The sequence below is a fragment of the Bacillus mycoides genome, from assembly GCF_001757995.1.
GTDB lineage: Bacteria > Bacillota > Bacilli > Bacillales > Bacillaceae_G > Bacillus_A > Bacillus_A mycoides_B.
Genome location: NZ_LXLV01000023.1, coordinates 192,288 through 215,289 on the forward strand (window position 1 = coordinate 192,288; position 23,002 = coordinate 215,289).

21 protein-coding genes and 2 pseudogenes are annotated in these 23,002 nt (G+C 34.3%); 18 read left to right on the top strand and 5 right to left on the bottom strand.

Features of this window, described 5'->3' with window-relative positions:
• Positions 1-14: 14 nt before the first annotated feature.
• The 7 genes from BWGOE10_RS09135 (at position 15) to BWGOE10_RS09165 (ending at position 8,649) form a co-directional block, all read left to right on the top strand.
• Positions 15-1,070, top strand: a complete 1,056-nt coding sequence (locus BWGOE10_RS09135) for an LLM class flavin-dependent oxidoreductase (protein ID WP_070141852.1) — start codon at positions 15-17, stop codon at positions 1,068-1,070.
• A gap of 625 nt (positions 1,071-1,695) precedes the next feature.
• Complete coding sequence (gene cydA / locus BWGOE10_RS09140) at positions 1,696-3,099, top strand: cytochrome ubiquinol oxidase subunit I (protein WP_070141854.1); 1,404 nt, start codon at positions 1,696-1,698, stop codon at positions 3,097-3,099.
• Positions 3,086-4,102 carry a cytochrome d ubiquinol oxidase subunit II gene (cydB, locus tag BWGOE10_RS09145; RefSeq protein WP_002126907.1) on the top strand — a complete coding sequence of 339 codons (1,017 nt, stop codon included), beginning with the start codon at positions 3,086-3,088 and terminating at the stop codon, positions 4,100-4,102. Before cydA ends, cydB begins: the two co-directional genes overlap by 14 nt.
• Complete coding sequence (gene cydD, locus BWGOE10_RS09150) at positions 4,102-5,823, top strand: thiol reductant ABC exporter subunit CydD (protein WP_070141856.1); 1,722 nt, start codon at positions 4,102-4,104, stop codon at positions 5,821-5,823. The genes cydB and cydD overlap by 1 nt, the downstream gene beginning before the upstream one ends.
• Entirely contained in the window at positions 5,820-7,541 is a 1,722-nt protein-coding gene (cydC, locus tag BWGOE10_RS09155; RefSeq protein ID WP_070141858.1) for a thiol reductant ABC exporter subunit CydC, read from the top strand. The genes cydD and cydC overlap by 4 nt, the downstream gene beginning before the upstream one ends.
• Before the next feature lie 193 nt (positions 7,542-7,734).
• Positions 7,735-7,956 carry a hypothetical protein gene (locus BWGOE10_RS09160; protein ID WP_033718184.1) on the top strand — a complete coding sequence of 74 codons (222 nt, stop codon included), beginning with the start codon at positions 7,735-7,737 and terminating at the stop codon, positions 7,954-7,956.
• A gap of 243 nt (positions 7,957-8,199) precedes the next feature.
• Complete coding sequence (locus tag BWGOE10_RS09165) at positions 8,200-8,649, top strand: DUF6376 family protein (RefSeq protein ID WP_070141860.1); 450 nt, start codon at positions 8,200-8,202, stop codon at positions 8,647-8,649.
• A gap of 35 nt (positions 8,650-8,684) precedes the next feature.
• Here the strand turns inward: BWGOE10_RS09165 and BWGOE10_RS09170 are convergent, their stop codons facing one another.
• The 3 genes from BWGOE10_RS09170 to BWGOE10_RS09180 all read right to left on the bottom strand — a co-directional run bounded on the left by BWGOE10_RS09170 (position 8,685) and on the right by BWGOE10_RS09180 (position 10,559).
• Entirely contained in the window at positions 8,685-9,023 is a 339-nt protein-coding gene (locus BWGOE10_RS09170; RefSeq protein WP_002165951.1) for an EamA family transporter, read from the bottom strand.
• On the bottom strand, positions 9,016-9,357 hold the full coding sequence (locus BWGOE10_RS09175; RefSeq protein WP_070141862.1) for an EamA family transporter: 342 nt from the start codon (positions 9,355-9,357) through the stop codon (positions 9,016-9,018). Before BWGOE10_RS09175 ends, BWGOE10_RS09170 begins: the two co-directional genes overlap by 8 nt.
• Before the next feature lie 200 nt (positions 9,358-9,557).
• On the bottom strand, positions 9,558-10,559 hold the full coding sequence (locus tag BWGOE10_RS09180; protein WP_070141864.1) for a S66 peptidase family protein: 1,002 nt from the start codon (positions 10,557-10,559) through the stop codon (positions 9,558-9,560).
• Positions 10,560-10,778: 219 nt separating this feature from the next.
• Between BWGOE10_RS09180 and BWGOE10_RS09185 the strand changes: the two genes are divergently transcribed.
• Entirely contained in the window at positions 10,779-11,732 is a 954-nt protein-coding gene (locus tag BWGOE10_RS09185) for a D-alanyl-D-alanine carboxypeptidase family protein (protein ID WP_070141866.1), read from the top strand.
• Between the two features lie 243 nt (positions 11,733-11,975).
• Positions 11,976-12,575, top strand: coding sequence for a nitroreductase family protein (locus BWGOE10_RS09190; protein ID WP_070141958.1), 600 nt, complete (start codon positions 11,976-11,978; stop codon positions 12,573-12,575).
• 44 nt (positions 12,576-12,619) lie between these two features.
• On the opposite strand, the gene BWGOE10_RS32815 is transcribed toward BWGOE10_RS09190, so the two are convergent.
• On the bottom strand, positions 12,620-12,790 hold the full coding sequence (locus BWGOE10_RS32815) for a hypothetical protein (protein WP_098777605.1): 171 nt from the start codon (positions 12,788-12,790) through the stop codon (positions 12,620-12,622).
• Positions 12,791-13,389: 599 nt separating this feature from the next.
• Between BWGOE10_RS32815 and entFM the strand changes: the two genes are divergently transcribed.
• Positions 13,390-14,676, top strand: a complete 1,287-nt coding sequence (gene entFM / locus BWGOE10_RS09200; RefSeq protein ID WP_070141870.1) for an enterotoxin EntFM — start codon at positions 13,390-13,392, stop codon at positions 14,674-14,676.
• A 99-nt stretch (positions 14,677-14,775) separates the two neighbouring features.
• Here the strand turns inward: entFM and BWGOE10_RS09205 are convergent, their stop codons facing one another.
• Positions 14,776-15,540, bottom strand: coding sequence for an alpha/beta fold hydrolase (locus BWGOE10_RS09205; RefSeq protein ID WP_002086164.1), 765 nt, complete (start codon positions 15,538-15,540; stop codon positions 14,776-14,778).
• Between the two features lie 274 nt (positions 15,541-15,814).
• Here BWGOE10_RS09205 and BWGOE10_RS09210 point away from each other — a divergent pair, with 274 nt between their 5' ends.
• The 8 genes and pseudogenes from BWGOE10_RS09210 (at position 15,815) to BWGOE10_RS09250 (ending at position 22,868) form a co-directional block, all read left to right on the top strand.
• Positions 15,815-17,575 (top strand): ABC transporter ATP-binding protein, encoded by a 1,761-nt coding sequence (locus BWGOE10_RS09210; RefSeq protein ID WP_070141872.1) that lies wholly within the window; start codon positions 15,815-15,817, stop codon positions 17,573-17,575.
• An 88-nt stretch (positions 17,576-17,663) separates the two neighbouring features.
• The gene (gene hitR / locus BWGOE10_RS09215; protein WP_070141959.1) at positions 17,664-18,341 is read left to right on the top strand and encodes an envelope stress response regulator transcription factor HitR; all 678 of its coding nucleotides are present in this window, start codon (positions 17,664-17,666) and stop codon (positions 18,339-18,341) included.
• Complete coding sequence (hitS, locus tag BWGOE10_RS09220; protein ID WP_070141874.1) at positions 18,338-19,411, top strand: envelope stress sensor histidine kinase HitS; 1,074 nt, start codon at positions 18,338-18,340, stop codon at positions 19,409-19,411. Before hitR ends, hitS begins: the two co-directional genes overlap by 4 nt.
• Before the next feature lie 235 nt (positions 19,412-19,646).
• The gene (locus BWGOE10_RS09225) at positions 19,647-20,366 is read left to right on the top strand and encodes a 3-ketoacyl-ACP reductase (protein WP_000818985.1); all 720 of its coding nucleotides are present in this window, start codon (positions 19,647-19,649) and stop codon (positions 20,364-20,366) included.
• A 148-nt stretch (positions 20,367-20,514) separates the two neighbouring features.
• Positions 20,515-20,697: pseudogene (locus tag BWGOE10_RS09230) on the top strand (hypothetical protein); the annotation flags it as partial.
• Positions 20,698-20,751: 54 nt separating this feature from the next.
• Positions 20,752-21,320: pseudogene (locus tag BWGOE10_RS32425) on the top strand (IS607 family transposase).
• Positions 21,317-22,474, top strand: coding sequence for an RNA-guided endonuclease InsQ/TnpB family protein (locus BWGOE10_RS09245; protein ID WP_070141880.1), 1,158 nt, complete (start codon positions 21,317-21,319; stop codon positions 22,472-22,474). Before BWGOE10_RS32425 ends, BWGOE10_RS09245 begins: the two are co-directional and overlap by 4 nt.
• Positions 22,475-22,601: 127 nt before the next feature.
• Positions 22,602-22,868 carry an O-methyltransferase gene (locus BWGOE10_RS09250; RefSeq protein WP_216101140.1) on the top strand — a complete coding sequence of 89 codons (267 nt, stop codon included), beginning with the start codon at positions 22,602-22,604 and terminating at the stop codon, positions 22,866-22,868.
• Positions 22,869-23,002: the final 134 nt, after the last annotated feature.

Below are 23,002 nucleotides of genomic sequence, written 5' to 3' on the forward strand. Positions count from 1 at the left end.
GGGAGAGAGCAACTATGGAAAAATACCGTATTGATACAAGTAAAGGAATTGAATTTGGATTATATTCAATTGGAGATCATATTTTAAATCCACATAATGGTTCGAAAATAAGTGCAGAAAAAAGAATTCATGAACTAATTGAAACAGCTAAGTTAGCAGATGAAGCTGGAATTGATGTGTTTGCTGTTGGTGAAAGTCATCAAGCGCATTTTACAACGCAAGCTCATACAGTTATTTTAGGAGCTATTGCACAAGCTACGAAAAATATTAAAATCGCGAGTTCTGCAACAGTATTAAGTACGTCAGATCCGGTTCGTGTATATGAGGACTTTGCCACAATCGATTTAATTTCTAATGGTCGTGCTGAAATCGTTGCTGGTCGTGGATCTCGTATTGGAGGATATAGTTTACTTGGTTACGATGTAAATTATTATGAAGAACTATTTGAAGAGAAGATGGATCTTTTATTAAAAATAAATAAAGAAGAAAGTGTAACATGGAAAGGGCAGTTTAGAACGCCACTTGAACATGCGGCAATTATACCGAGAGCTAAAAATAACAATATGCCAATTTGGCGTGCTGTTGGAGGGCCACCTGCTAGTGCAATTAAGGCAGGACATGCAGGTGTACCAATGATGCTTACGACACTTGGTGGCCCAGCTATTAATTTTAAAGTTTCAGTTGATGCATATCGTGAAGCTGCTCAGCAAAGTGGTTTTGATCCAGCGACATTGCCAATTGCGACAACAAGTTTATTTTATACAGCAGAAAATTCACAAGATGCACTTAGTGAATATTATCCTCATATTAATGCTGGTATGCTTGCACTACGCGGTGGTGGGTATCCGAAACAACAATTTACAAATGCAGTAGATTACCGTGACGCGTTAATGGTTGGTAGCCCACAACAAATTATTGAAAAAATGCTTTACCAATATGAATTATTTGGACAGCAACGTTTTATGGCACAGATTGATTTTGGCGGTGTACCATTTGATAAGATTGAGAAAAATATTGAATTAATTGCTACTGAAATTATGCCGGCTGTTAGAAAATATACAACGAAATAATGATAAAAGTACCGGGAATATAATCTATTCTCGGTACTTTTTTTATTTAGTCAGTTTGGAAAAATGACAAAAAAACGAATTTTTAGTCTAGAAAAAGGAAAGAATTTTTCTATTTGTGAATAACAATATTCTTGATTTGAATTTTGGAAATAAATTTTTCTCTTGACAAAAAAATAGCGTATTTTCGGATTTGATTCGAGGGCATTTTTCGAGATGAAAGTCAAGCGTATGAAGAGAAAAACGTAATAATAATTGATATAAGAGTATGTTATATGTTTGAAAAATACGTTTTTTAAATGTGAGAAATCTAATTCGAAAAAATTACAAAAGACATATTTCAGACAAAATCCTGTCAATAATACGTCAAAAATCACCTGAATTTATTATGTAAGTATATTATACAATTCGATTAGCGAATAAAACACTACTGAAATAGTGAAAAGGTAAATCGTATGAAGAAAGTTCTTTTGTAATTATCGAAAAAACTGACAATTTATATTTTCAAAAAGTACATAAACGAATTTATCTTTTGTATTTCCAAATGATTGAATTATTCATTATGAAGTGAATTCATACAATTCAATCGATATTACGATATAAAAATTATGAAGGAAGTGAGTTTAGCATGGATACACTCGAATTGGCACGAATACAATTTGCATCTACAACGATTTTTCATTACTTTTTCGTTCCGCTGTCTATTGGCTTGGCTTTTATCATCGCGTTAATGCAAACGTTATATGTGGTAAAGGGACAAGAAGTTTATAAGAAGATGACAAAGTTTTGGACACAAATATTCCTTGTTAACTTCGCAGTAGGAGTTGTAACAGGTATTTTACAAGAATTTCAGTTTGGTATGAACTGGTCAACGTATTCACGTTTTGTTGGTGATGTTTTCGGACCATCACTTGCAATTGAAGGTTTATTAGCATTTTTCATTGAGTCTACATTCCTAGGTTTATGGGTATTCGGTGAGGATAAACTTCCGAAGCGAATTCACCTTTTATGTATTTGGCTCCTTTCAATTGGAACAATGTTATCAGCATTTTGGATTTTAACTGCAAATGCATTTATGCAAGCTCCAGTAGGATATGAAATGGCAGCAGATGGGCGTGCGCAAATGAATGATTTCTTGGCGATTATTCAAAATCCACAATTATGGGTGCAGTTCCCACATACAATTACAGCGGCACTTGCAACAGGTGCATTCTTTATTGCTGGTGTTAGTGCATGGAAAATTGCAAAACAACAAGAGACGGAAGTGTTTAAAAAGTCTTTCCGAGTTTCTATCGTTGTTGGAACAATTTCGACAGCATTGGTATTATTTTTCGGTCATGCACAAGCGCAAAATTTAATTAAGACACATCCGATGAAAATGGCTGCAGCTGAAGCATTATGGAATACGAGTGAGGACCCAGCGCCATTTACAGTATTTGCGAAAATTGATACAGAGAAGAAAGAAAATTCGTTTGAAATTCAAATCCCTTATATGCTAAGTCTATTGTCATACGATAAATTTAGTGGTCAAGTAGAAGGTATGAATCAAATTCAAAAACAATATGAAGAAAAATATGGACCTGGGGATTATATTCCTCCAGTACACACAATGTTTTGGAGTTTTAGAGCGATGGTAATGAGTGGAACGTTCATGTTGCTTCTTGGAGCGTACGGCTGGTTCTTATCAAGAAAAGATCGCTTAACTGAAAATCCTTGGTATTTAAAAATAATGGTATATGCAATTGCACTACCGTTTATCGGTAATACAGTAGGATGGATTATGACCGAAATGGGACGTCAGCCTTGGGTTGTCTTCGGTGTTATGAAAACAGAAGATGCAGTATCTCCAAACGTTTCATTTGGAGAAGTATTATTCTCTCTTGTTTCATTCACATCACTATATGTAATTATTGGAGGCATTACTGTTTACTTATTCGTTCGTATCATTAAAGGACATGCGAATAAGAAAGCGAAAAAGGATTATCAGAGCCATGATCCATTTGATAAGGAGGAAGAGTATGTTATCTCTTAATGAATTGTGGTTTCTAATTATCTCAACCTTATTCGTTGGCTTCTTTGTACTTGAAGGTTTCGATTTTGGTGTAGGAATCGTTTCAAGGTTTTTAGGGAAAAACGATTTGGAAAAGCGTATATATTTAAATACAATTGGACCGTTTTGGCACGCAAATGAAGTATGGCTTGTTTGTGCTGGTGGTGCTATGTTTGCGGCATTTCCGCACTGGTATGCAACTTTATTTAGTGGGTTCTATATTCCGTTTGTGTTTATGCTTCTTGCTTTAATTATAAGAGGCGTTTCCTTTAAATTCCGTGCGAAAATAGAAAACCATAAGTGGAAAAGTTTCTGGGATTGGGGCATGTTTATTGGAAGCATGCTACCTCCTATACTTTGGGGAGTTGCAATCGCAAACTTTATGACAGGTGTACCAATTGATGAAAGTAAAAATATGGTAGGCGGATTTATGAAATTACTTCACCCATTTGCGTTACTTGGGGGAGTTATGTTTCTTCTTCTATGTATTGTTCATGGTTTGCAATTCCTTACTATACGTACAACAGGAAAATTACGAGAACGCGCACGTATTGCCGCGACAAAGATTGCACCTTTTGCATTAATAACACTTCTTGTTTTTGCAGCTGTAGGGTTATGGAAAACAGATATTTTCACCGCACATGGTTCAGAGTGGCTAATGGTTCCAATTGGAGCTTTTGTAGCGCTATTTGTTTCTACTTTATTAAATAAAAGAAGAAGAGATGGTTGGGCTTTCTTTATGACGAGTTTAACAATCATTTTGCTAAGTGCAAGTGTGTTCATCGGTATGTTCCCGCGTGTCATGATTAGCTCATTAGGAGCGGTAAATGATTTGACAATTTATAATGCGGCATCAGGACCTTATGCATTAAAACTGATGAGCTATTTTTCTCTTGCTATTTTACCGTTTGTTATCGGTAGTCAAATATGGAGTTTCTATGTATTTAGACAACCTGTTAAGTCAGACAAAGATTTGGAGTACTAATGAAAAGAAAAAGAGGACTTCCGTCGTATCCTGGTAGCCGAGTTTTATATGTGACTTTAAGTCTTATTAGCATTTTAGAGGCGTGTAGTATCATTGCGCAGACAGTGTTTTTAGCACGAGCAATCACATTTTTATTTCATGGAGAAACAGTGCAGGCTGTGCTAAATGAAACTGTTTATTTTGGGATCACGTTTGCAGCACGCCAAATGTTGGTGCGAACATCGCAAATATTGGTTGAGCGTTTCGCTGAAAAAACAGGATTTGCATTAGGTAAACAGTTAATAGAAGCATATTTTACATTAGGACCTAGATTTGTCCAAACGAATGGGACTGGTCATCTGGTTACTTTATCGATAGAAGGTATTGAGAAATTCAAAACTTATATTGAATTAACAATTCCTAAAATGATTAGAAGTAGTATCGTACCAGGACTAATTGTTCTATATGTTTTTACACTGGACATTAAGTCTGGAATCATTTTAGTTGTAACGATTCCGATTGTGATCATATTTATGATCCTTCTAGGATTAGCAGCGCAGAAAATGGCGGATAGCCAATATGAGACATATCGTGTACTTTCTAATCATTTTGTAGATACGTTAAAAGGATTAGAAACATTAAAGTATTTAGGGAAAAGTAAACAGCACGAAGGAAAGATTGAAAAAGTAAGTAAACGATATAGAAAAGCAACGATGCGTACTTTGCGAGTTGCTTTTCTTTCTTCTTTTGCATTAGATTTCTTTACGAGTTTATCAATTGCATTTGTAGCAGTTGGATTAGGGATACGGTTAATAGATGGGACAATTATACTGTTACCAGCTCTTACGATTTTAATTTTAGCGCCGGAATATTTTCTGCCGATTAAGCAAGTTGGAGCGAATTATCATGCTACATTAGATGGACAACTTGCAATAGAGCAAATAGAAGAAATTTTACAGAAACAAAAAGAAATAAAAAAGAAAGATTCAAATGTAGATATAGTATGGAATTCTTCTAGTAGTTTGAAATTACAAGATGTAAAAGTAAATAATGATGAATCTGAAAAGGCTATATTAGAGGGAATTGATTTTACTTGGCAAGGTAACGGTGCTATAGGCATTATTGGTGAAAGTGGGGCAGGGAAATCAACGTTAATCGATGTGTTAGCAGGATTTCTACCTCCTTCCGGTGGGAAGATGCTAGTAAATGGTGTGGAAATTGGTGAATCTACTCGAGAAGATTGGCAAAAACATATTGCTTATATTCCGCAGCAACCTTATATTTTTCCACTTTCATTAAAAGATAATATTTGTTTCTATGAAACGAATACAACTGATGAAGAAGTTGAGAGAGTTATTAATGAAGTAGGTCTTCGTTCGCTCGTTGCATCATTACCACATGGGATGCACGAAAGAATTGGAGAAGGTGGACGTATGCTTAGTGGCGGACAAGAACAACGTGTCGCTATGGCACGTGCACTTTTAAGTAAAAAGCCAATTATTTTATTAGATGAACCTACAGCACATCTTGATATTGAAACTGAATTTGAAATAAAGCAATCGATGTTACGTCTGTTTGAAGGTAAGTTAGTATTTCTTGCAACGCATCGTCTGCATTGGATGAAGCAAATGGATCATATTCTTATTTTAAATAAAGGGGAAATTAAAGAAAGTGGAACATATGAAGAACTTTTAAAGAATGAGACATTACATTTTCATAGGGAAGAGAGGGGAGAGCGATGAGTAACTGGATTAAACCTCATATACAACAAAATAAAGGTAGAATGACGTTGACTATTTTCCTTGGGCTTCTTGGAGTTAGTTCAGGTGCGATGTTACTTTTCATTTCCGGTTATTTAATTTCTAAATCTGCTCTCAGACCAGAAAATGTAATGGCTGTATATGTTCCTATAGTTGCAACGCGTGCGTTTAGTATAGGGCAAGCTGTCTTTCATTATTTAGAACGTTTAGTAGGGCATGACGTCGTTCTACGAATTTTAGAAAAAATGAGGACAAAACTATATAGAATTGTAGAACCACAGGCGTTATTTTTACGCTCTCGATTTCAAACTGGTGATGTATTAGGTGTATTGTCTGATGATATAGAACATTTACAGAATCTATATTTACGTACAATATTCCCTAGTATACTAGCGTTAGTTGTATATGGCATTTTCGTACTTGTTATCGGTGCATTTGACTTAGTATTTGCACTTATCGCAGCTTGTATGTTAGCTGTTATTGTTTTTCTTCTTCCATTCGTATCACTACTTTTGATGAAACGACATCATGTTGCTCTGAAGCGAGGAAGAAATCGTTTGTATCAACAATTAACAGATGCTGTATTTGGGTTATCTGATTGGCAGGCAAGTGGTAGAAAAGATGAATTTATTAATGCGTATGTAGAGCAAAATGTCCAGTTGTTAAAGACAGAAAAGAGAGTGAAACGCTGGTACCACATTCGAGACAGTATCATTCATTTAATAGTCGGCATTGTAGTTATTTCAATGATTATGTGGACTGGAAATCAATCAGCAAGTGAGCAAATTGCACCTACAGTTATCGCAGCCTTCGTATTAATGACGTTATCAGTGACAAATGCGCTTATCCCTATATCAGATGCTATTGATCGAATTCCATCTTATGTAGAATCTGTTCACCGGCTTAATGGCGTAGAAAGTGATAGCGCTTTGGATGATAAGGAGTTACCTGGAGATAAAGAATACGTTGTACCAAAACATGTAGATATTGAACTGAGTAATGTGTCGTATAATTACCCAAATAGTAATGAATCTGTATTAAAAGACGTATCATTGCAAATAAAGGCAGGAAAGAAAATTGCTATTTTAGGTAGAAGTGGAACAGGGAAATCTACTTTACTAAAACTGTTAACTGGGGCGCTACGTCCGGTGAGTGGCCAAATTATATTGAATGGTGAACAAGCTCATACGAATCTTTTGTCAAAATATATTTCTGTATTAAACCAAAAACCACATTTATTCGATACGACAATTGGAAATAATGTGCGGATCGGTAAACCAGAGGCTAATGATGAAGAGATATGGAAAGCTTTAGAGAAAGCACAGCTAGCACCACACATTGCTTCTCTTCCTGATGGATTACAAACAAAAATGCATGAAATGGGAAAGAGGTTTTCTGGCGGAGAAAGGCAAAGGGTAGCATTTGCAAGAACTCTTATGCAAGAAGCATCGATCATTGTCCTTGATGAACCGACTATTGGTTTAGATCCTAAAACGGAATTGGCCTTAATAGAAACAATGTTTTCTGCAACAGAAGAAAAGACTGTTATTTGGATTACACATCATCTTGTAGGAATTGAACATGTAGATGAAGTTATTTTCCTTGATAGTGGTCAAATCGCTATGCAAGGTAGCCATGAACAGCTACTGAAAGAAAATGAGAAATATCGTAGGTTATACGAGCTTGATAAAGGTATATAAGAATGAAATGCAAAAAAACACAAATTCTTGATAGTTCAAGGTTTGTGTTTTTGTATTTGTGGTGAAATCATATAGGTCGTATAAGCTAGTTGATCATGAATTGGTTATATATTGTTAGAAAGGGTGTTTAAAACCTATCCTTTCAAGGCAATACTTGAGCCATAGTGAATGGATTGTTGGAAGGCGTGATTATATGTTTGAAGAGGATGGCATTGTTTTAATTCTGGAGCCTGCTGATGAGCGGAATATGAGGAAATTTATTTTTACAGTACCGAAGTCAGTTTATGAAAAAAAAGAGATTTTATTACATTACGGAACACCTTTAGGCCAAGGATATACGGACATTATAGAAGATATTATTAGTGTACATATAGACATAGATATTGTAACAGTAATAGGGCATGTGAGAGGATAAAGAGAAATTTTAATTAGTGGGAGTCATACTGACCTTAAAAACAGACGTACTTAAAATAAGTATGTCTGTTTTTATATTTAAATGAAGATAGTTTCGAGGTGCATGTTGAACAGGATAATAATGATTTTTCTAGAATGTATAAAAGGAAGATTAAAAAATAAGATATGATGTGATAAGGTGTATAAGCAGAAAACAAAGTGTTTATAAATGAATAAAAGTATGACAATTATTTAGGAGGTAAAAATGAAGTTTACAAAAACAATGTTACTTTCAATTGTAGTTTCAATTGGTTTGATGGGATGTTCGCTAGTAGAGGAAGGGAAGAACTCCATAGATTACGCTCAAAAAGCGACAGACTATGTAAATGAAATAAGTGCATTTGCAAATGAAGCGCCAGCATTAGCTGAAAAGGCTGTTAATGATGGAGAAGCTCGAAAAGAACTAGAAACGAAACTTACTGAAATTAAACAAGATATACCAGCTTTTAATGAATTAACACCACCGGATGTAGCGAAGGATCTTCACCAGCAAATCGTCGGGTATAATGAAAAGTTAAATACATTAATTGATACCTCTATGCAAAAGATAGAGGAAGGGAAAATGAATGTAGAGCAGTTTAAAAACTCTGAGCTTATGCAGACGATAGAACAAGTTCAGGATTTGAAAGATAAGGTTCAAAATTTAGGGCAATAATAAAAAGATCCGTTTATCATAAACGGATCTTTTTATTATTGTATACAATAGATGATTACACCAATGACAATAATAATGTTGCCAATGATTTTTCGTTTCGTTATTTTTTCACCTAGGAAGTACCAACTGAAAATTAATATAATAATATAACTTAATGATTCTAATGCAGATGCTTGCTTTAATGCCAAGCCCTTTAAGGCGATCACATTTAATCCGGCATTAATTACAAATAAAAAGTAGCCGATGATAACATAAGGATTCACATATTCTTTTATTCTAGAATCGTATTGTTGTAAAGTAGCCTTTTTTAATAATATTTGTGAGTAATTGGCTAAAATTATCCCGAAAATCAATAATAACATATAACTATTCATCTTTTGTCACCACCACAATTCCGACGATAATAATAGCCGCGCCAAGTATGTGATTCCACTGTATCGTATCTCCAAATAGGAATACTGACCAAAGCATTGACCATAGTATTATAATTCCACGGTGTGAATATGCTCTAGAAATTTCAAAATTCTTAATGACTTGTTGCCATAGAATTGCGTATCCGAATAAAAGTACAACAAGTCCGAAGTAAGCAATAAAAAATGAAATTGATGCAATAGGGAATTGAGCTGCCCATTTCATGTAGACCATAATGATAGAATATATCAAGAAGGCCACATGTAAAAATACATAGTTTTTAATAGTTGGTTTCATATATTCACTCTCTTTTACTTTATATACACGTATGTAAACTCGATGTATATAATCAATAGCTTCTTATAATATATAAGGCATATTGAAATGATTTTTGTTTATTTCTTCACATTCCAAAATATATAGTATCATGTCTTCTAATGTAAAACAATAGAAGGCAATATGTAGCTTTAGAGCTGAAAATAATAGAGTTAGTAGAGTTAGATTTTCCACTGTTCTATAATTTGTATCGTTTTATTTGTTGCATTCATCTCTACTTGAATACCTATTGGCAAAGTAATCATTGGATGAGTATGACAACAGTCAAAATCGGCTAGAAAAGGAAGTTTTTGATTTTGTAATGCTTCTAATAATATTTCGTAAGGTTTTCTATTTGTACCACAATCATCAAATTGCTCATGTTTTCCAAGGATGATACCTGAAACTTTATCAAAAACGCCGTTAATTTTAAGTAATGAAAAACTTCTTTCGATAGTAGCTGCATCTTTTGAGCTATCTTCAATAAAGAGAATGTCACCTTCTTGAATATGTGGCATATAGGGGCTGCCCCAAATACCTTGTAAAGTGTTTAAATTCCCACCAATAATACGTCCAGTAGCTTTTCCACCAATTACTGAAATCCAATTGTTCGGTCGAAGATCTTTTTCTTTCGTTTTTTCTTCCCAATTAATAAATTCATCTGACCAAAATAACGGCTGGTTTATGTTGTAAGGAAGGTGTTGATCAGTTAATAAAGTATCCGCAAAATATTTGTATGTGCAATCTACGAAAGGCTCAAATTCACCAAAAGAAGGAACGAGTGCTGGACCATAAAATGTAGGAATTCCTGTTTTTGCATAAATTCCTAGTAATAATGCTGTTGCGTCTGAATAGCCAATCATTATTTTAGAGTTTTTTTGAAAAGAAGCATAATCAATATAAGGTAATAATGAATTTGAATTCATTCCCCCAATTGTCGACATGATACAAGAAACGTTAGGGTTTCTAATCAATTCATTTAGTTCCTCAGCGCGATCTTTAATGCTCCCTGAACGATAATAATCATATTGACCTGTTAGTGAACCTTCTAATATATGAAATCCTTTCTTTTGTAAGTATAATTTTGCTCGCTCAAATCTCTTTGGAGAAGTATGGGTTACTGGTGAAGAGGGAGAGTAGATGCCAATTGTATCGCCATATTTTAATGCTTTTGGAAGTATCATTTGTATAAATCCTTTCTATTATATAGCGTTTTTGCGTCTAGGTGTTATTGAATATTCTTATATTTCGTTATTTTTAGTGTAACACATATGAAAAAGAGAAAGAGGTTGAAATTATAATTGCTGTAGATGAATAAATATGCTTTTTACCTTGACGATATAAAGTAATTGTTGTTATGGTTAAACATGAGTGTATAAAAGGTTTGCTAAAGGAGTTTTAGAATGAAGTGGTTAAAATGGGGGAAATTAACAATCCTATTAGTAGTAATTCTAGGTATATGTTGGTTCTTTTTCCAAGGAGTTCAAAAGAGTGAAACAAATGTAGATACTCAGCCTTTACAAGTGGCAGAGCTACCTAAAACAGGGCTATCTGAAAAAGTAGTTCCACCAAAATATATACCACCAGAAATTGATGCAAAAGCAGCTATTATTATCGATGCGAGTAATGGAGAAGTTATTTATCAAAATAATGAAAATGAAGCTGTTGCCCCTGCTAGTATGTCAAAAATGATGACAGCATATCTCGTTTTAGAGAGTATACATAATGGGAAAGTCCACTGGGAAGATCCAGTGAAAATAAGTGCAAAATCGGCACAAACAGAGGGTGCAAAAATCCCAATGCAAGTAAATGATACATTGACTGTTAAGGACTTATATCATGCGTTAATGATTGAATCGGCTAATAATTCGGCTGTCGCTTTAGCGGAACATGTAGCTAAGACAGAAAAAAACTTTGTTCAACTTATGAATGAAAAAGCCCAGCAGTTAGAAATGTCAGATAAAGCTAAATTCGCGAATGCTTCCGGATTACAGGAGCCCGACGGAAGTGAAACAAAAATGACAGCAGCTGACGTAGCGAAATTAGCGTATCATCTTATAAAAGACTATCCAGAGATATTAGAAGTGACTCACTTACGTCAAAGTCAGTTAGCATTTAATAATGTTAATGTTACAAGCACAAATGAGATGTTAAACAAAAATAATAAAGCTTTATATATAGAAGGAATAGACGGATTAAAAACAGGATTTACAGATAGCGCAGGGTATTGTTTTACAGGTACTGCAAAACAAGGCGATAATCGTATTATTACAGTTGTTATGGGGACAAAAAGTAAAACAAAACGTTTTACAGAAACACAGAAGCTGATGTCCTATGCTTTTCAATTGGTTAATTAGGTGAAGAAGTAAGTTAATTGCTATAAAAAAGACAGACAGTTTATTTGAACCTTGATTTTGGTGATAATAAGCTGTTTTTTAAATTTTGGGAGTATGGGGAGTGAAAACTCAAGTGATATCATTTGAGTTTGTTTTTGTTTGTTGATATTATTAAGTTAAGAACTTATTAATAATAAGTTCAAGGGGCATTATATGCTTCGTACATATGATACTGCCTCAAATGAAAAATTGGAGGGAATTGTAATGGCAAAAGATTTTTACTCAGCAATTGAAGACAGAAGATCTATTTACGCGATTAGTAAAGAGCAAGTAGTTTCTGATGAAAGAATTCAAGAAGTGATTTATCATGCTGTGAAACATACACCTTCGGCTTTTAATTCTCAAAGTGCAAGAGTTGTTGTATTACTAGGTGAACAACACGACAAATTATGGAATGTTACGAAAGAAACGTTACGAAAAATTGTACCTGAAAATAATTTTGCACCTACTGAAGAGAAAATGAATGCATTTAAAAGTGGCTATGGAACAGTTTTGTATTTCGAAGATAGTAAAGTAGTAGAAAGTTTGCAAGAGAACTTTGCACTATATAAAGATAATTTTCCTACATGGTCTCAGCAATCTTCTGGAATGTTGCAATTTGCGATTTGGACAGCATTAGAGATTGAAGGTTTTGGTGCTACACTACAGCATTATAATCCGTTGATTGATGAAGAAGTAAGGAAAGAATGGGATGTACCTGGAAACTGGAAGTTAACGGCGCAAATGCCATTTGGTAAACCAATAGTTTCTGCAGGAGATAAAGAATATCAGCCATTAGAAACTCGTGTGAAAATTTACAAATAAAATAAAAAATAGAAGGTGAACAGAGATATAATCTGTTCACCTTTTTATACATGGTATGGGTTTTTATGCTGAATTGTTTTCATTTGCTCTTTTAGTTCGTTTTTCTTTGTTTCAATGATTGTTACCTTTTTAAATGTTGTAAACGATAATAAGTGAGTAAGAGCAGAGTAAAGTTCGATATTATTATTTATGTGATCGTCTATTATTTTTTCCACAAATGCAACTCCTCTTTTTATGTGATTATACATATTCTATCAATAAAACCCTAATAATTCCATATTTAGTAGAGAAACAAAATAGTCAATTGTGTTTTTGGGATGGGAGTGCTATCGAGTGGGGGGCGTGAAATCTTACAAATCATCACGTTGTTTAAAATCATACATAGTATAGAGAATTCATTTTCTTAAAATATTATACTATTGATAAATAAAGTGTTTTTTGTCATGATAAGAGTGTACCTCATGAAAAAGAAATTTCTAGAAAAACATATTGTGTTTATGTATTAGATTAATGGAATTTCTATATTAGATAAAAAGTGTAAAATCTATATTGAAATAATTTATGGAATTTTAAATTTTGATGTAATACATAAGAAATTTGAAAAAATCGTTGCAAAAACACACAGTTTAATGGTAAAGTTCACATGAAGTTCACACGGAAGTCACTTCAATCGTTTAAAATAAACGACGTGTGAAAAATAAAACTCTTGCTAAAAAATGGAACTAGATGAATATTTTACTTTGATAATATTGTAAAGTACTAAGTTTATAGTTTTTCTCAAGAGGATAGTAGGGAAAGGAAGTAAAGACAACTTATGAAAAAAGTAATCGCAGGTTTAGCAGCAGCATCTGTAGTAGGTGTAGCAGTTCCAGGAATGGATTCTGCTCATGCACAAGTTTCAAATGATGCGCTAAAAGAAATTAATGGACAAACACAAACTCAAACGACTGTAACTGAAACAAAAAAGGTAGAAACAACTTCTGAATTAAAATACACAGTAACAGCTGATGTATTAAATGTACGTTCAGGTGCTGGTACAGGACATAACGTTATTTCTAAAGTGAAAGAAGGCCAAGTACTTCAAGTAACTGGACAAGAAAACGGTTGGTTCAAAGTTAGTGTAAATGGTCAAACAGGTTATGTAAGTGGGGACTTCGTAACAAATGGTGGCAATAAAGGAACTACTGTTCAACAAGGAACAGGTACTTACACAGTAAACGTTTCTTCACTAAACGTACGTACAGGCCCAAGTGCATCTCATACTGTTTTAGGTTCTGTAAATAAAGGAAAAACAGTTCAAGTTGTAGGTGAAGTTCAAGATTGGTTTAAAATTAACTTCAATGGTGGAACTGGATACGTAAGCAAAGACTTCGTAACAAAAGGTGGTTCAGCTGTATCTAACGAAACACAGCAACCAACTACAAACAACAACAACAACACTACTACAGTTCAAACTGGTGGTTCATATGTTGTTAATACAGGTGCTTTAAAAGTACGTACAGGTCCAGCTACATATAACCCTGTAATTGGTGGGGTAACAAACGGTACAGTATTAAACGTTACTGGTGCTGAAAATGGTTGGTATAAAATTAACCATAACGGCCGCACTGGTTACGTAAGTGCAGACTTTGTGAAGTTTGTAAAAGGCGGAGTGAACAATGTAGTTACTGGTGGTAACCAAGGTACGAACCAAGGTACGAACCAAGTACAAAAACCAACAGCGCCAACAGGTGGAGATACATCTTCAATCGCTGGATTCGCTAGATCTTTAAATGGTTCACCATACAGAACTGCTGGTACAACACCTGCTGGTTTTGACTGCAGTGGATTCATTCACTACGTATTAAATCAAACTGGTCATTCAGGCGCTCGTCAAACAGTTGCTGGATACTGGAGCTCTAAAACAAAAACTAGCAATCCACAACCAGGTGATTTAGTATACTTCCAAAATACTTATAAATCAGGTCCTTCTCACATGGGCGTTTACTTAGGAAATGGACAGTTCATCAGTGCAGAAAATGATGCAACTGGTGTACGCATTAGCTCTGTAAGCAACTCTTACTGGAGTAAGCATCTATTAGGTTACACAAAAGCATACTAAGAAAAAGTATTTTATATACTTTTTGTATAGAGAAAAGGCTTTCCAGGGAAACTTGGGAAGCCTTTTTCGTAGTTATATAAACTAGAAGTATAGTAGTATTTATGTCAATTTCCCATGCAAAAACTTAGCATATAAATCATGAAAATAGTTTGGACGGAATAAGTTTGCTGCATGACCTGCTAATGGAATTTCTTTATATAAAACGTTCGGAAGAATGGACTTCAAATCAAAGAGACACGATTTATAGAGATGATCATGTTCTCCCATCACCCATAATATAGGATGGGGAAGTGCTTTTAATTTAGATTTCAAGTCGAATTCTAAGCGGTGTCGTAATGACTCAGCAATAATGGACGAGTGTAATTGTAACCCGAAACGGTAATAAATATTTCGTGAAATAACAGCGAACGGATTTGCCCTTAGTATTCCACTTGGAAAAATAGTACTAGCATACTGAGAAAGCCAAGATGAATATTCATCACCACGTTTTTCCCAAAATTTTTGAAAAACATTATATAAACGGGAAGGGTTATTATAATGTCCACCAATATGACAAATGCTCAATACTTTTTCTGGATGCATTTGTGCAAATGTCGTAGAGATATAACAGCCATAGCTTAGAGCACAAATATGAGCCTTTTTAATTCCCTCTTTTTCATACAAGTTCAATAATTGATCTACGAGGCGCTGTATTGAAAAGTCGATAGCTTCTCCTTTATCGTCGCCGTGACCTAATAAGTCATAAGTTATAATGTTGTAGGAGGCAGAAAATCGTTTATGCTCTTTTTTGAAGGCGCGGCGATTTCCAACTAATCCATGAATAAAAATGATTGTTTCCTTTTCGGAATGTTTATTTGTTTGCAAAAAGGATACTCCTTTCAATGCTGGAGATTTATATAGTATTTTAAATTAGCTAATTGATAAAATCAGTTATTATTATTCTATGCGTAGTCTAGCATTCACATAGAATAATATTAAGTACCAGGTAATAATATCAGATGTTTACACTTGTTGTAAAGATGAGTTTATATGTATATTTTGTAAAAATAGAAAAAGTGTGTTTACATTCAGTTTACATTTATAGCGTATTCTAGTTTTAGAGAGAATAGTTTTGTTTATAACGAGGAGATGAACGACAATGGAAATTAGGAATACAGAAAAGAAAAAAGGGAATTGGAGGCAGTTTTTACTCCTTATTCAAGATACAAATCCACCGAAAGGCATTCTTATTTTTGCATTAATAATGAGCTTACTTTCTACTGGAGCGAGTTTGTTTATTCCAATGCTAACAAAAGGTTTAGTTGATAATTTTTCACTTTCCTCAATTAGTACGGGACAAATTGTTGGATTAATTGCATTCTTTATTATTCAAACAATTGCTGCGGGATTGTCTATTTATTTACTGAATTATATTGGACAAAAAATTGTGGCTGGACTTAGGGAACGATTGTGGAAAAAGGTACTTATTTTACCAGTGTCTTATTATGATCAAAACAGAACGGGAGATACAATTAGTCGTATGACAAATGATACAGGTGTTGTTAAAACATTAATTTCTGAGCATTTGTCAAACTTATTAACAGGCGGTATCTCAATTATTGGGTCATTAATTGTATTATTTGTTTTAGACTGGAAAATGACAATTTTACTTTTAACGGTTATTCCATTATCGGTACTAATTTTAGTTCCACTTGGACGGAAAATGTATAAGATTTCAAAAGCACTTCAAGATGAAACAGCTTCGTTTACAAGTGTGTTAACACAAGTGTTATCAGAAACTCGTTTAGTGAAATCTTCAAATACGGAAAAAAGAGAATATGAAACAGGGAATACAGGTATCCAAAAATTATTGCAATTTGGTTTGAAAGAAGGAAAAGTGCAAGCATTAATTTCACCAGTTATGTCGTTTGTTTTAATGGCATTACTTGTTATTATCGTAGGGTATGGTGGAATGCGAGTTTCTAGCGGTGCATTAACAACAGGTGAACTTGTAGCATTTATTTTGTATTTGGTTCAAATTATTATGCCAATGAGTCAGTTATCTATGTTTTTTACTCAGTTCCAAAAAGCAATTGGTGCAACCGAAAGAATTAATACGATTTTAGAATATGAAGTAGAAGATCATGAGACAGGTATGAATGTTACAAATGCGAAGCAGTCGATCATTATTGAAAATGTACATTTTGAGTATAACGAAGAAGAGAAAGTGTTAAAAAATATCGACTTCACGATTGAATCTGGAAAAGTAACAGCGATTGTAGGACCAAGTGGTAGCGGAAAAACAACTTTATTCTCGCTGTTAGAACGTTTTTATGAGCCAACTAGTGGTTTCATAAAATTAGGGAAAGAACCAATTACAGCATATTCATTACAGTCATGGCGACGTCAAATTGGTTACGTTTCACAAGATAGCCCGTTAATTGATGGAACGATTCGTGATAATATTTGTTACGGTGTTGAGGGTGAAGTGACTGACGAAGCAATTGAAAGGGTAGCAGCAATGGCTTATGTTGATGCGTTTATTCATGATTTACCAAGCGGATATGCAACAGAAGTTGGAGAACGTGGTGTGAAGCTTTCTGGAGGGCAAAGACAACGAATTGCGATTGCTCGAGCGTTACTACGAAATCCGCAAATCCTTATGTTAGATGAAGCAACTTCAAGTCTTGATAGTAAATCGGAATCGGTTGTTCAGAAGGCGTTAAATAACTTAATGAAAGGTAGAACAACTTTAGTTATTGCGCATAGACTTTCTACTGTTGTAGATGCAGATAAAATTATCTTTATTGAAAAAGGGAATCTTACAGGAAGTGGCTCACATGATGAGTTATTACGGACACATGACATGTACCGTGAATTTGCAATGCAACAATTGAAAATTAAAGAAGGAGCATTATAGAATGAAAACAATCAGTGAGGGAGCACTTCACTGATTGTTGATTTTTGAGAGTTGTAATAAGTACGTTAAGCAGAAAGGATATGATTCCTTGATACCTAAAATATTAATTGTAGATGATGATCCGCACATTAGAGAACTTGTTTCTGTATTTTTGGAACGAGAAGGTTTTCAAACATATGAGGCCGTTGATGGACTAGATGCTCTTCGAAAAATAGAAGAAGTGAAAGTCGATATGGCGATTCTTGATATTATGATGCCAAATATGGATGGATTTGATTTATGTTATGAATTAAGAAAATACTATGATATCCCGATTCTTATGCTGACTGCTAAAGGTGAAACATCTCAAAAGATAAAAGGGTTTCATCTCGGAACAGATGATTATCTTGTAAAACCATTTGACCCTTTAGAATTAGTTGTAAGAGTGAAGGCGTTATTGAAACGTTATCAAATTATAGTATCGCAATCTATTCAAGTTGGGAATGTACTGTTAAATCGTAAAACATTTGAAGTTATCGCCGAAGAACAAACGGTCACGTTGCCGCTAAAAGAATTTGAGTTTCTCTTTACATTAGGGTCAAAGGCAGGAAGAACTTGTTCAAGAGAGCAATTAATTGAAGACGTATGGGGATATGATTTTGAAGGGAATGAACGTACGCTAGACGTTCATATTAATCGGTTGCGTGAAAAGTTTCAAGAAGAGCAATCGAAGTTTAGTATAAAGACGATAAGGGGTTTAGGGTATCGCTTAGAGGTAAGTAAATGAGACGAAGAAAACGAATGAGTAAGATGAAGATGTTAAAAATAATGGGGGCGATAATAGCGCTCTTTACTTTTCTTACTATAATTTGGTCTATAGCCTTTTTTGTATCGTCTAGTGTAATGAAAGCTTTGGAAATAAACGTATCGCCTTTTGTTACGTTTCTAATTAGTGATATGGTCGGCTTTGTATTTATTGTTCTTATTTGGGTATTGATTGGAATATTAATGAGGCCGAAGCGAGAAGCGATGATTTGGACGATCATTGAACCTATACAAAAAATTGCAAAAGGAGATTTCTCCGTAAAAATACGAAACGAAGAAAAGTATGATGGAGAAATTGGAGTACTCGTAAAAAGTATAAATGATATGACAGATGAACTGAATGCGATGGAGAAACTGCGCCAGGAATTTGTATCGAATGTTTCTCATGAAATACAGTCACCATTAACTTCTATAAAAGGATTTGCTAGAGCGCTACAAGATAATAATCTTTCTGAGGAAAAAAGAAAGCATTATCTTACCATTATTGAAACTGAAACAACGAGATTATCTAAATTGAGTCAAAATTTATTAAAGCTAACACTTTTAGAATCAGAAGAGTATATACCAGAAAGAGTGACTTATCGATTAGATCAACAGTTAAAGCAAGTTGTATTAAATAGTGAACCACTCTGGGCTGAAAAAGAAATTGAGTTAGACCTTGATTTAGAAAAAGTGCACATTACTGCGGACCAAGAAAGTATGAGTCAAGTGTGGATTAATTTAATTCATAATAGTATTAAATTTACTCCAAGCGGTGGTACGATTACAATTCAGTTAAAAGAACATGAGACAGTAGTGGAAGTGCGTATTCGTGATTCGGGAATTGGGATATCAGAAGAACAGAAACAACATATTTTTGAGCGTTTTTATAAAGCGGATTCTTCACGAAACCGTACGCATGGAGGAAGTGGCTTAGGTTTAGCCATTGTAAAAAAAGTACTCGATCTTCATCAAGGAGAAATAAAGGCCGAAAGCGTGGAAGGGAATGGTACAGAATTTATTGTGCGTATTCCGAATCATGAAGAAAAATAGTGTTAGGAGGGGAACCTTCTAACACTATTTTTCTTTTCATACTCATGCACTCTCCCATTCAGATGTACTCTTTATTTTACATTAGTAATGAAATATACGTGATTTTTTTATTGTGAATTTTCTATAGTTACCTACAAGTAACCTACGCACATGAAAGTGCATCATTGCCTTTTTACATAAACATAGATACACTTTTAATATAATAAACAACTGAGAAGATTAAGGAGTGTTATACTTGGCAGAATTATTACAAGGTAAAAATGCTTTAATTACAGGAGCAGGTAGAGGTATTGGTCGTGCTGTAGCGATCGCATTAGCGAAAGAAGGCGTAAATGTAGGTCTTTTAGCACGTTCAGAAGAAAATTTAAAAGCAGTTGCGAAAGAAGTAGAAGCAGAAGGCGTAAAAGCTGTTATTGCGACTGCTGATGTATCTTCGTATGAAGAGGTAACGACTGCAATTGAAACGTTAAAAAACGGTTTAGGGTCTATCGATATTTTAATTAATAACGCTGGTATTTCTAAGTTCGGTAAGTTTTTAGAATTAGACGTTGCTGATTGGGAAAAAATCATTCAAGTAAACTTAATGGGTGTATACTATGCAACTCGCGCCGCTTTACCAAGCATGATTGAACAACAATCTGGTGATATTATTAATATTTCATCTACAGCAGGACAAAAAGGTGCACCTGTAACAAGTGCATATAGTGCTTCTAAATTTGGAGTTCTTGGATTAACAGAATCGTTAGCGATGGAAGTTCGTAAACATAATATCCGTGTAACTGCTTTAACACCAAGTACAGTAGCAACTGATATGGCAGTAGATTTAGGATTAACTGATGGAAATCCTGATAAAGTTATGCAAGCAGAAGATATTGCAGAGTTTATCGTAGCACAGTTGAAATTAAATAAACGTACATTTATTAAATCAGCAGGACTTTGGTCTACTAATCCGTAAGGGATAAATATAAAATACAAAGAAGGGACATCTATTCTGTAATGGAGTGGATGTCCCTTCTTTATTTTTGTGTATGAAACAGAATTTTCGGTATAATTAAATGTGAATGGTAGAAAAGTATTAAAAACTTTAAGGGGATGGTATTTACATGAGTACGATTGAGAAATGGACGGCTGTGGATCAATATATGAGTGCCGTATTAATACCGAAAGATTCTACATTAGAAGAAGTTCTTCTAGCAAATGCTGCAGCTAATTTGCCGGCACATGATGTATCGTCAACTCAAGGGAAGTTTTTACAACTATTAGTACAAATTCAAGAAGGAAACAACAGTAAGTGAAAACACAGACAAATATGTATATCTATATTAAAATATAAATATTAAATGATATATATATCGAAAGAGTTTTCAGAGATGATTAATGTGTCTGTTAAGACATTAAAAAGATGGGATAATCAAGGTGCTTTAATTGCTTACCGAAACCCAAAGAGAAGAAGATACTATACAGAAGGACTGTATAGAGAATATATGGAAAATAAAGTAGGTAAAACAGTTATTTACACAAGAGTATCAAACCAAGGACAAAAAGATAAATTAGAGAATCAGATTGAGTTTTTGAAAACATTCGCAAATGCATGAGGGATGATAGTAGATGAAGTTATCAGAGATAGTGGTAGTGGATTAAACTACAAAAGAAACAAGAGGAATAAATTGCTTGCTGACTGCATGGAGAGAAATGTTTCAACCATCATCATCGCACACAAAGATAGGTTTGTTCGTTTTGGTTACGACTGGTTTGAGAGATTCCTTCATAAGATGGGAGTCGAAGTTATCATTGTTACTAATGAAAAGTTGTCCCTACAAGAAGAACTTGCTCAGTATTTTATATCTATCATTCATGCTATAGATTGAGGAAATACAAAGAGAAAATGTCGGAGGATGAAGAGATATGAAAAAAGCCTATCTAATAGAGATTAAGCCGACAAATGAACAAATAACCAAGATTAATCAAACGATTGGAGTGTGCAGGTATGTTTACAATCTATACCTATCTAAAAACAAAGAGATATATGAATCCGAGGGGAAATTTCTTAGTGGCTATGACTTTTCTAAATGGCTAAACAACATTCATACGAAAGAGTGCGACCAGTGGATAAAAGAAGTATCAAGTAAAGCCGTAAAACAAGCGATTATGAACGGTGATAAAGCTTTTAAGCGATTTTTTAAGGGTTTATCTAAGTTTCCACGCTACAAGAAAAAGAAAAATGAAGATGTAAAATGTTATTTCCCTAAGAACAATAAAACAGATTGGACAGTGGAAAGACATAGAGTAAAAATCCCTACGATTGGATGGATGAGATTAAAAGAGCATGGATATATCCCGAAAGATGCGGTTGTAAAAAGCGGAACGATATCTAAAAGAGCAGGAAGATACTTTGTATCTGTGCTTTGCGAATTGGAAGAAACAAAAGCGAAGTCAACACTTAATTCAACAGGTTTAGGGATTGATTTAGGGGTGAAAGATTTCGCTGTACGTAGCGATGGAAAAACTCACAAAAATATAAATAAAACAGGGAAAGTAAAAAAGATAGAAAAACGGTTAAGACGTGAGCAACGTTCTTTATCACGTAAATTTGAAAATATAAAAAAGAGAGGTGAACAATCAGTTACTAATAAAAGAGCGAATATAGATAAAAATATTCTTAGGGTACAAAAGTTGCACGCTCGATTAGCGAATATTCGACTAGAGTATGTAAAGTCTATTGTAACAAATGTGGTGAAAACCAAGCCAATGTTTATTACAGTGGAAGATTTGAATGTGAAAGGTATGCTGAAGAATAAACATCTATCTAAAACAATTGCCAAGCAGTCTTTTTATGCTTTTAAAACGTGGCTTTTGACTAAATGTGAGGAATATGGAATTGAATTACGTCAAGTAGACCGGTTTTATCCATCGTCAAAGTTGTGCTCATGTTGCGGTCAAAAGAAAGTAGACTTAAAGCTATCCGACCGAGTATATGAATGTGACTGTGGAAATGTAATGGATAGAGATTTGAACGCGTCAATCAATCTGTTACAAGCAAAAGAATATACAGTACTAACGTAAATAGACTGTATATATGTACGGTGGGCTACATCGGAATTTACGCCTGTGGAGTGTTAAATCAAACTGTAGTAGCAAGTAATTAGCGAAACAGGATACATAGAAGCAGGAATACTCTAAGAATATATATTTGTCTATATTTTTAGTAGCAGCTCGTAACATTTTAGAAATTGGCACTCTAGGCGGATATAGTACAATATGGCTTGCAAGAGCATTGCCATCTGGAGGGCGAATTGTTACATTAGAAGCAAGTGAAAAGCATGCTGAAATTGCACGGAGCAATATTGAATGTGCCAATTTGAATGATAGAATAGAAATACGAGTAGGATTAGCGTTAGATTCTTTACAGAAAATAGAAAACGAGAAGTATGAACCATTTGATTTTATCCCGCATTAACGGGCAGTAAGACTCCCACCTCAAAGGTCGGCTGGAGCAAAGAAGTTAGGTGGGAGATCAACTGCCCGTAAACGCCCGATTGGTTCAACTAATAATCAGTGGGGATGAACAAAACCCCCCCACTGATTAAAGTT